This is a genomic window from Corallococcus sp. AB030 (assembly GCF_003668965.1).
Taxonomy (GTDB): domain Bacteria; phylum Myxococcota; class Myxococcia; order Myxococcales; family Myxococcaceae; genus Corallococcus; species Corallococcus exiguus.
The window spans coordinates 1-9,500 of sequence record NZ_RAWQ01000293.1; the positions used below are offsets into that span (position 1 = coordinate 1).

Below are 9,500 nucleotides of genomic sequence, written 5' to 3' on the forward strand. Positions count from 1 at the left end.
CCCCCGCCCCTACCCCCGGCGGCGGGACGACGCAGCCGGGCACGGGCACCCCGCCGGACACCGGACTCACCGGCGGCGAAGTGGTGGGCATTGGCGGCGCGGCCCTCTTCGTCGTCCTGGCCCTCGTGGCGGCGCGCAAGCTCTTCGGCAAGAAGCGCGTGCCGGAAGCCCCCGGGAAGCCCCAGGTGGAGGCGCCCCAGCTGCCCGAGGAGCGCCCCGAGCTGCGCGTGGAGCTGCCGCCCAACGAGGCGGAGCTCGCCCGGCGCCGGGACCTGGACGACGCCCACGCGCGCATGGACGAGCTGCGCCGCCAGCGCGAGACGGCCTCGTTCGCCGCCCACGCCGCGAAGGATTCGGCGGAGAAGGCCCGGCTGGAGGCGGAGGTCCGCGCCCTCAAGGAGCGTGAGGAGGAGGCCAAGCGCGTCGAATACCGCGCCAAGAAGGCGCTCGACGACGAGACGCGCGAGCGCCGCAAGCGGGAGCAGGTCGAAGCGGTGCGCCTGCGCGATGAGGCCGTCGCCCAGGAGGCCGCCCAGGCGGAGGCCGCCCGTCAGGCCGAGGCCGCCGTGGCGCGCGCCAAGGTGGAGGCGGAGGGCGGCCGCACGCTGGCGCAGGGGCTGGACCGCACGAAGAACCAGGGCTTCATGGCGCGGCTCAACGGCCTGTTCGGCGGCCAGCGCACCATGGACGACTCCGTCCTGTCGGAGCTGGAGGAGATCCTCTTCACCGCCGACATCGGCGTGCGCACCGCGGACCACCTGGTGGAGGTGGCGCGCGACAAGCTCAAGCGCGCGGAGCTGAAGGACCCGGAGCGCATCAAGGGCGCCATCCGCGACGAGGTGGCGCGCATGGTGGACCTACCCGTGCCGCGTTCGCTTACGGGCGGTGGCCCGCCGCACGTGGTGATGGTGGTGGGCGTCAACGGCGCCGGAAAGACGACGACCATCGGCAAGCTGGCCGCGCAGCTCACCGGCCAGGGCAAGAAGGTGGTGCTCGCCGCGGGTGACACCTTCCGCGCCGCCGCCACGGAGCAGCTGGACGTGTGGGCCGAGCGCGCGGGCGCCCAGCTGGTGAAGGGCCCGGACGGCGGCGACCCGAGCGCCGTCATCTTCGAGGCGGTGAAGAAGGCGAAGGAGGAAGGCGCGGACGTCATCATCGCGGACACCGCGGGCCGGCTGCACACCAAGGCCCCGCTCATGGAGGAGCTCAAGAAGGTCAAGCGCGTGATGGACAAGGCGCTGCCCGGCGCGCCCCATGAAATCCTGCTCGTGCTGGACTCCACCAACGGGCAGAACGCCATCCAGCAGGCCAAGCAGTTCCACGAGGCCGTGGGCATCAGCTCCATCGCGCTCACCAAGCTGGACGGCACCGCCAAGGGCGGCGTCATCATCGGCATCTGCGACGAGCTGAAGCTGCCCGTGGTCTGGGTGGGCGTGGGCGAGAAGATCGCCGACCTGCGCCGCTTCGAGCCGCGCGAGTTCGTGCAGGCGCTGTTCGACTGAAGCGGCCCTACTGCCCCATGAGCTGGGGCAGCAGCTGTTCCAGCAGTTGCTGCGTCTGGGCGTCCAGCTTCACGCCGCCCATGTCGCCGCCCATGGCCTCCATCAGCCCCTGGAGGTCCGCCGCGCCCAGGTCCTCGTCTCCGTGGGCCTCCTCCCACCAGCGCGTGCGCAGCTGCGTCAGCGCCTTCGCGTTCGCGGGGCTCGCCTTCGCCAGCTCCTGCGTGAAGCACGCCTTGCACGCCCACTTGAAGCGGTACGTGTCCACGTACGCGCGCAGGGCCTTGAGGAAGGCGCTGTCCCCCACCAGCTTGCGCGACGCGTGGTGCAACAGCGGCGCCTTGCCGTACACGAGCGCGCCGTACTCCAGCTCGCCGCCGTCGAAGTCGCCCGTGGGCCGGTCCGCGCGGCCGTCGCTGCCGCCCGTCAGCCGGAAGAACTGGTAGGGCATCACCAGGGCCTCGTTGCGCAGGGACTCGGCGGCCTCCAGGCCGTGGGCCCACTCCATGTAGAGGAGCGCCGCGTACTGCGCCAGGGACTCGTCCACCACCGGGTCGTGGATGGGGTCCGAGCCCACGAGCCCCGCGAAGTACTGGTGCGCCACCTCATGCGCCACGGTGAACTCCAGCGTGCGCTCCAGGGACGCCCCCACTTGCGAGCCCACCTGCGCCAGCATCCCCGCGCCGCCCTGCGCGTTCAGCATCTCCTGGAAGGCCTCCATGCCGGGCATGCCCACCAGCATGGACAGCGGGTCCTGCTTGGCGCGGTAGAGGGACGTGCCCAATGTCACCAGCCCCGGGAATTCCATGCCGCCCGCGCCGCCGCTCAAGGGCGCCTGCACCACGCGGAAGTGGGTGTAGGGCAGCGGGCCCAGCCGCTTCTCGAACTCCGTCAGGGCCTGTGACGCGTACTTGAGCACGCGCTTGCCCACCGCCGCGTCCCGCGCCGCGAAGTGGCTCTCCACCGTGACGCCGTTCACCGTCGCGGTGGCGGACTGGTAGCCGCGCGTCACCAGCACCGGGAAGTCGCGCACCGCCGCCGCCGCGAAGCTGTAGCGCACCCGGCCGTCGCGCTCGGGCACCGCGCCCATGGGCGTCCCGGTGGTGTGCGCCGCCCAGCCTGACGGCACCGTGAGCGTGGCCAGCACGTGCGCGGGCTCGTACAGCGCCAGGTCCCCCGTGCCCTGCGGGCCGGCCCACGGCTGGCCCTGGTCATCCATGGGAGGCACCTGCGGCACCACGCCCACCAGGCTCATCACGTCCGCCGTGGCGGAGAAGGCCCCGTGGTCGTCCGAGCCTCCCTTCGCGCCGCCGCCCAGGAGCCCGCCCGAGCCCAGCAGCGACTCCGCGCCCGGCGCCGCCTTGGGCACCGTGCCCTTCAGCGAGACCTCCAGCGACACCGTGCCGCCCGGGGGCACCGGCGGCTCCACGGTGATGCGCTGCAACGTGGGCTCCGGCCCCAGCTCCAGCGCCACGGCCTTCCCGTTGAGCTTCGCGCCGGAGAGCGTCACCTGGCGGGAGCGGGTGTTGGGCGTCAGCCGCAGGTACAGCTCCGTCACCGGCTTGGGGCCCTTGGCCACCCGCTCCACCTGCACCTTGCCCCAGACGCGCCGCTCCTTCGGCTCCACCTCCAGCTGCACGCGGTAGAGCGGCACGGACTCCAGCGGCCCCAGCGCCCGCGCGGCCCGGTCCCGCTCCTCCGGCCTCAGGTGCTGGAGGCACAGCTGCACCTCTGGCGCCACGCTGCCCGCGCCCGGAATGGCGGGAGCGGCGGGGGCGGGAGGTGTCGCCGCAACCACGGGGCCCGCGGCCAGCGCGCACAGCAGCCACCATCCGGGGAAGGTCCGCATGGGGGCATGCTAATTGACCCCGTCCAGGGCCGCTCGCTACAAGCCTCCGGGTGCGCCACTCGCGAACGTTGACCCTCTCCGCCGCCGCGCTGAGCCTCCTGGCCTGCGCGAAGCAGGTTCCCCCGTCCACCGCCGCCGCGCCGCCCGAACCGCGCTCGGTCCAGCTGCTGACCGCCACGCCGGAGCGCGAGACGGCCCGCCTGGAGCAGCGGCGCGAGGACGTGGAGGTGGACACCCGCGAGGGCGAGCGCACGCCGCGCGTCGTCGCCACCGGCGAGACGCCGCAGCTGCTGCTGGACGGTGCCAAGGCGACCCTGTGTGGGGACGCGGCCTGCAAGCAGGGCTTCGCCGTGGACAACTTCCTCCTGCTGGAGGTGCTGGACACGAAGGGGAAGGTGTCGCGCCGCGCCGCCGTGGGCTTCGCGGACAGCGTCTTCATCGGCAACGAGCAGGTGGACAACGTGGGCCGCCGCGCCTTCAGCTTCGAGGCCAACGAAGTGGACCTCAGCGGCCTGCTGCCGGAGTCCGAGCCCTTCCGCCTCCGCGCCACCGCGCTGGACTACTGGGGCGTGGGCCGCGTGACGAACATCTTCCTGCGGCTGGAACCCGGCGCGGGCCGCGCCGAGGACGACCTGCGGGGCCACTGAGCGGCCCCGAAGCTCCGCGCAAGCAGGGGCGGGCGTGGACGTCCGCCCCGCGCGTCGTCAGAAGCGCACGCCGTTCGCGGGCATCGCCGGGCGCAGGCCCTGGAACCCGATGGCACCGTCACACGCCCCGCCGCACACTTCGTTCGGGGTGAGCTCCGCGGGGCCCCGGGTCACCGCGTAGGCGCCAGCGCCCGCCGCGGCGGCCACCACGCCCACGCCCACCCAGACGTACCACTTCTGGTACCAGGACTTGCTGGTGCTCTCCTTCACCTCCGGCGGCTGCTCGGTGCCCAGCGCCAGGCCCGGCTGGTCCACCGGCGGCTCCGCGGGCTTCGAGGGCTCCAGCACCGTCGAGAGCGGCGCATCCTGCGCCTGCGCCACCGCCGTCGGGACGTCCGAGGCGGGACGCAGCCGCCCCTCCACGACGTAGAGCTGGCCGGCGCGCACGGTGATGTTCTTCACGTCCTTGAGCCCCGGCGCGCGGAACTCGATGACGTGCGGCCCCTGCGACAGGGGGTAGTTCTCCATGTTGGTGGTGCCCACGCGCGTCCCGTCCACGTACACCCCCACGCGGGGCACGTCCGCGCGCAGGGTGGCGAAGCCCGTGGCCGCGTCCAGCGAGATGATCAGCTCCGTGGTCAGCCCCGGCGCCAGCGTCACCTGCTGGTTGAATTCCGAATAGTTCTGACGGCGGGCGATGACGGTGTGCTCCCCCGGCGTCAGCTCCAGCGGCGTCTGAGGGTTCACCTCCTCGCCGTCCACCGTCACCTTCGCGCCGCGCGCGTTGCTGCCCAGCTTGAGCGCGAGCGTGGCCTTCGCGGGGACCGGGTCCTCGACGGTGGCCGTGGCGGCGTTCTTGCCCGTCTTGCCCTTGCGCGCGCCCAGCTTCTCCTTCTTGGGCGGCGTCTTGCGCTTGGCCGTCGGCTTCGGCGGCTTCGCGGGCTTGGCCTTGGTGCCCTTGGGCTTCGTGGGCTTCGTCTCCGAGGGGCCCAGGAGATCATCAATGTCCTGGGCGAACGCCGCGGACGGCAGGGCCAGGGTGGCGACGAGCGACAGGATGGCGAAGCGGCGAAGACTCATGTCGGGCCGAAGGTTAGAGAGTCATCCCAGGGGAAGCAAACACCGTCCCACCGGGACGTCCGTTGGGAGAATATCCGCGCCCCATGCACCGCGCCCTCGTCACCCTCCCCCTTGGCCTCTGTGTCCTCTCGCTCGCGGCCTGTCCGGGCAAGGCCCCACCCCGGGTGGAGACCGCCACGGCCTCCGTGCCGCCTCCCATCCACGTGCCGCCCGGCTGTGAGAAGGACCTGTCCGGCGACTACCACCACGCGCAGAACCCGGCCTTCCGCTACCTGGGCCAGGACGACGGCCGCACCCTTTCACTCGCGGTGGTGCGCGCGTGGGCGGACGGCGGCGTGGAGTCCCCGGACGCGGGCTCCGTGGGAATCGTCCTCACCCGAACACCCGAGGGCTTCGTGGGCGAGACGCGCGCCACCGGCTTCAGCGCCTCCGGAACGCCCTGCCCCGTCGCTTTCCCCACGGAGGCCGTGGCCTGCACCAACGCCGGCCTCACGCTGAGGGCCGCGTCCAGCACCGCCATCGACGAGGGCTGCCGCCCCGCGACCTCCGGCCCCGCGCCCGTGCGCCAGGAGCAGGTGCTGCTGCGCGGCGCGCCCGACGCGGGCCTGTAGGCCCCGAGCCACAAGCCGGAAAAAGCACCGCGCCGCCCGCCCCGCCTGGAGTCCAGGAGGGAAGCGGCGGCGCGAGGTGAACAGCGGAAGCGGTGCGAACGGCTCAGGCCGCCTGACGCGGCTGTTCCTCGGAGGACGTCACCGCGGGGGCGGCGTCCGGCACCTTCGTCCGGCGGCCCGCCAGGCCCTGCATCAGGCTGGACATGCCCACGTAGAGGAAGCCCGCCAGGAACAGGATGATGAAGGGCACCGACGTGTAGATGCGCGAGTCGATGGCGAACCACAGCGCCCCGGTGAAGTACGCGGCGAAGAGCAGCTCCACCACCGGCATCAGCGTCTTGCTGCCCCGGTAGCTCTTCTTCACCGCCTTGACGTTCTTGCCCTCGGCGCCCGTCTTCGGCGTGCGCGCGAACCCCGACTGCTGGTTGAGCAGCGCCTCGCCCACGGCCTTCGCGTTGTTGATGGCCAGGCCAATGCCCAGGCTCATCAGGAAGGGCAGGTACTTGAAGCGCTCCCAGCCCTTCACGCCGCGCTCGCGCTGGGCGGCCACGTAGAAGACGCAGACGCTGGCCGTCGCGGTGATGAAGAACGGCAGGTCCAGGAACAGCGTGCCGTACAGGCCGTGCTGGAAGCGCACCACCATGCTGATGGGCATCAGCACGGACAGGAGCACCATCAACAGGTAGGCCATGTTGTTGGTGAGGTGGAAGAAGGCCTCGCGCTTCACCAGGAGCGGCAGGTCGCTCTTGAGGATGGTGGGCAGCAGCTTCTTCGCCGTCTGGATGGAGCCCTTGGCCCAGCGGTGCTGCTGGCTCTTGAAGGCGTTCATGTCCACCGGCACCTCCGCGGGGGAGATGACCTCCGGCAGGAAGATGAACTGCCAGCCCTTCAGCTGGGCGCGGTAGGACAGGTCCAGGTCTTCCGTGAGCGTGTCGTGCTGCCAGCCGCCCGCGTCGCCAATGGTCGTGCGGCGCCAGATGCCCGCGGTGCCGTTGAAGTTGAAGAAGCAGCCGGCGCGGTTGCGCGCGGTGTGCTCGATGATGAAGTGCCCGTCCAGGAAGATGCTCTGCGCCTGCGTGAGGATGGAGAACTCACGGTTCAGGTGGCCCCAGCGCACCTGCACCATGCCCACCTTCGCGTCCGCGAAGAAGGGCACCGTGCGCATCAGGAAGTCGGGGCTGGGGACGAAATCCGCGTCGAACACCGCCACGTACTCGCCCGAGGCCAGCTTGAGGCCGTTCTCCAGCGCGCCCGCCTTGAAGCCCTGGCGGTTGACGCGGTGGATGTAGACGATGTCGTGGCCCTTCTGCCGGTGGCGCTCCACGCACGCGCGCGCGATGCCGCACGTCTCGTCCGTGGAGTCGTCCAGCAGCTGAATCTCCAGCAACTCGCGCGGGTAGTCGATGCGACACACCGACTCCACCAGGCGCTCCACCACGTACATCTCGTTGAAGATGGGCAGCTGGATGGTGACCTTGGGCAGCGCCTTCAGCGTGCCGTTGGGCGTCGGCAGCTTGAACTTGTGGCGGTAATACAAAAACGCCATGCGGTAGCGGTGGGAGCCGTAGACTCCCAGCACGCTCAGCAAGCTGAAGTAGACTGCCAGGAAGATGATCTCAACGGTGGTCATCGGTGACGCTCAGCCCCTCCCGCTGGCACTGGCGCCAGCGGTCCTACCAGACGTGGCGGCATGCCGACCGACTGCTCACGCTGACCGCCGCCTGTGGGTCTGCTGAGCCCCGCCCCGTATGTGCCCGAAAAGACAGGGCTTTGACCTTCCGGCTACTGATCGCCGGCGGACAATAGGGAGCGACCCGGGTCGTGTCAAACTATTCCCCGGATTCGAGAGGCTTTGAACGGCGGTTTTGACGCAGGTTGTCACCCTCTGCTTCCCTGCGTCGGGCCGATGCCGAGACGACGTCCCAGGTGCTTCGCGCGCCAGAGGACCTAGCGCGCGACGCGCAGGGGCACGGGAGCGGTGGGCGCGAGGGGCGCGGCCTCGGTGACGTGGGGCTCGTCGCGGGTGGCGCGGTCCAGCACGCCTTGCACCAGCGCGGGGAAGTCCAGGCCGGCGCGGGCGGCGATCTTCGGCAGGAGGCTGACGGGCGTGAAGCCCGGCAGGGTGTTCACCTCCAGCACCACGTCGTTCTCCGTGTCGGAGCACATCAGGTCCACGCGGCCGTAGCCCCGGCAGCCCAGGGCGCGGTACGCGGCGAGCGCGAGCGACTCCACGTTGACGCGGCGGGTGTCGGACAGGCGGGGCGGGAGGAAGTACTGGGCGCCGCCGCCCTTGTACTTGGCCTCGTAGTCGAAGCCCTCGCGCGGGTAGGACACCTCGCAGCTGCCCAGCACGCTGTCGCCGAGGATGCCCACCGTCACCTCCTGGCCCTGGACGAAGCGCTCCACCAGGGCCTCGCCGCCGAAGCGGCACGCCTGGACCACCGCGGGCACCAGCGCCCCGGCGTCGTGCACCACGGACAGGCCCACGGACGAGCCGCCCTTGGCGGGCTTCACCACGCAGGGGAAGCCGCTGTCGCCGTGCAGCTCCAGCGCGCGCTCCGCGTCCTCGCGGGCCACCCGGTAGCCCATGGGCGAGGCCAGGTTGTGCAGTTGGAAGAGCTTCTTCGCCATGGGCTTGTCCATGGCCAGCGCTGAGGCCAGCACGCCGGAGCCGGTGTACGGAATCTCCAGCAGCTCCAGCAGGCCCTGCACGCGGCCGTCCTCGCCCATGCGGCCATGCAGCGCGAGGAAGGCCACGTCGATGTCCGCCGCGCGCAGCGCCCGGTCCAGGCCCGGGCCCGCGAAGACGCGGGTGACGGTGTGCCCCAGGGTCTCCAGGGCCGCCACCACGGCCTCCCCCGTCTTGAGCGAAATCTCCCGCTCCTCGCCCCACCCGCCCATCAGCACTCCCACGCGCTTGCCCATGTCGATGATGCCTCCTTGGGCCTGCGTCAGAGCACGGATGATGCCACGCACCGGAAGTGCTTCCCGGCGCGGACGTCGCGTTCAAGTCGCTGGAATGACAGGGGTTTCGCGGTGGTGCCGAGCGGCAGGCAGCCGTGTCCGGCGAGACACGGCGCGGCCCGGTGGCCACGTGCGGGAGTGTTTACAGGGCGCCGCGCCCTGGCCCCCTGGAGACAGGGACGCAAGGCGCGGCGGAACAACGGCATCAGGGCCCCGTCACCGGCGCCGTGACTGGCGACCGGTGCCGCCGGGCCCGGCGCGGGACTTCATCAGCCCCCGTCGCGGACGCCGCCGTCGGTCAGCAGACCGCCATCCGTGAGGCCGGCGTCCGTGCCGTCACCGGCGTCGGTGGTGCCGGCGTCACTGGTACCGGCGTCGGACGTGCCGGCGTCGGTGGGGGTGCCGTCCTCGGAGGTGCAGACCTCGTTGCGGCAGACGTAGCCCTCCAGGCACTGACCGCGGTCGCAGGGCTGCCCTTCGGGGTCGAAGCTGACGAGCAGGCTGCAGGCGGACAGGCCCAGGGCGAGGGCCGAGGGAACGATGAGCGATGAAAGGCGGCGCATGGCTAGTAGTTCCGGAGATCGTCTTCGTCGAGCTTGGGGCGCTTCTTCTCTTCCTCGCGCTTGCGCCGGGCCTCTTCGTCCGCCTTGCGCTTCGCCTCTTCGTCCGCCTTGCGCTTCGCCTCTTCGTCCTTCTTGCGCTGCTCCTCCTCGTCCTTCTTGCGCTGTTCCTCCTCGCGCTTGAGGCGGGCCTCCTCCGCGCGCTGGCGCTTCGCCTCGGCCTCACGCTCCTTGCGCGTCAGCTTCTTCGCGGGCGGCGCGGGCGGCGGCGTCGGGGGCGGCTCGAAGAC

Annotated in this window: 8 protein-coding genes and 1 pseudogene; 3 read left to right on the forward strand and 6 right to left on the reverse strand. The window is 71.5% G+C overall.

The annotated features are described in order from the left end of the window. Window positions 1–1,502, forward strand: a 1,502-nt coding sequence (gene ftsY, locus D7Y15_RS40215; RefSeq protein ID WP_233605273.1) for a signal recognition particle-docking protein FtsY, incomplete at its 5' end; no start/stop codon positions are given. Between the two features lie 7 nt (window positions 1,503–1,509). Here the strand turns inward: ftsY and D7Y15_RS40220 are convergent. Then, window positions 1,510–3,348, reverse strand: a complete 1,839-nt coding sequence (locus tag D7Y15_RS40220) for a M1 family aminopeptidase (RefSeq protein WP_121755884.1) — start codon at window positions 3,346–3,348, stop codon at window positions 1,510–1,512. 50 nt (window positions 3,349–3,398) lie between these two features. Between D7Y15_RS40220 and D7Y15_RS40225 the strand changes: the two genes are divergently transcribed. After that, the gene (locus D7Y15_RS40225) at window positions 3,399–3,995 is read left to right on the forward strand and encodes a hypothetical protein (RefSeq protein WP_121755885.1); all 597 of its coding nucleotides are present in this window, start codon (window positions 3,399–3,401) and stop codon (window positions 3,993–3,995) included. 57 nt (window positions 3,996–4,052) lie between these two features. Here D7Y15_RS40225 and D7Y15_RS40230 read toward each other — a convergent pair whose 3' ends face one another. Beyond that, complete coding sequence (locus D7Y15_RS40230) at window positions 4,053–5,075, reverse strand: PEGA domain-containing protein (RefSeq protein ID WP_121755886.1); 1,023 nt, start codon at window positions 5,073–5,075, stop codon at window positions 4,053–4,055. 83 nt (window positions 5,076–5,158) lie between these two features. Here D7Y15_RS40230 and D7Y15_RS40235 point away from each other — a divergent pair, with 83 nt between their 5' ends. Next, window positions 5,159–5,686 carry a hypothetical protein gene (locus tag D7Y15_RS40235; RefSeq protein ID WP_121755887.1) on the forward strand — a complete coding sequence of 176 codons (528 nt, stop codon included), beginning with the start codon at window positions 5,159–5,161 and terminating at the stop codon, window positions 5,684–5,686. Window positions 5,687–5,789: 103 nt separating this feature from the next. Here D7Y15_RS40235 and D7Y15_RS40240 read toward each other — a convergent pair whose 3' ends face one another. The 4 genes and pseudogenes from D7Y15_RS40240 to D7Y15_RS40255 form a co-directional block, all read right to left on the reverse strand. Next, window positions 5,790–7,316 (reverse strand): cellulose synthase family protein, encoded by a 1,527-nt coding sequence (locus D7Y15_RS40240; RefSeq protein ID WP_120581133.1) that lies wholly within the window; start codon window positions 7,314–7,316, stop codon window positions 5,790–5,792. Between the two features lie 317 nt (window positions 7,317–7,633). Next, window positions 7,634–8,611 (reverse strand): D-alanine--D-alanine ligase, encoded by a 978-nt coding sequence (locus D7Y15_RS40245; RefSeq protein WP_121755890.1) that lies wholly within the window; start codon window positions 8,609–8,611, stop codon window positions 7,634–7,636. 308 nt (window positions 8,612–8,919) lie between these two features. Next, entirely contained in the window at window positions 8,920–9,213 is a 294-nt protein-coding gene (locus tag D7Y15_RS40250; protein ID WP_121755888.1) for a hypothetical protein, read from the reverse strand. A 2-nt stretch (window positions 9,214–9,215) separates the two neighbouring features. Next, a pseudogene (locus D7Y15_RS40255) lies at window positions 9,216–9,500 on the reverse strand (PEGA domain-containing protein); the annotation flags it as partial.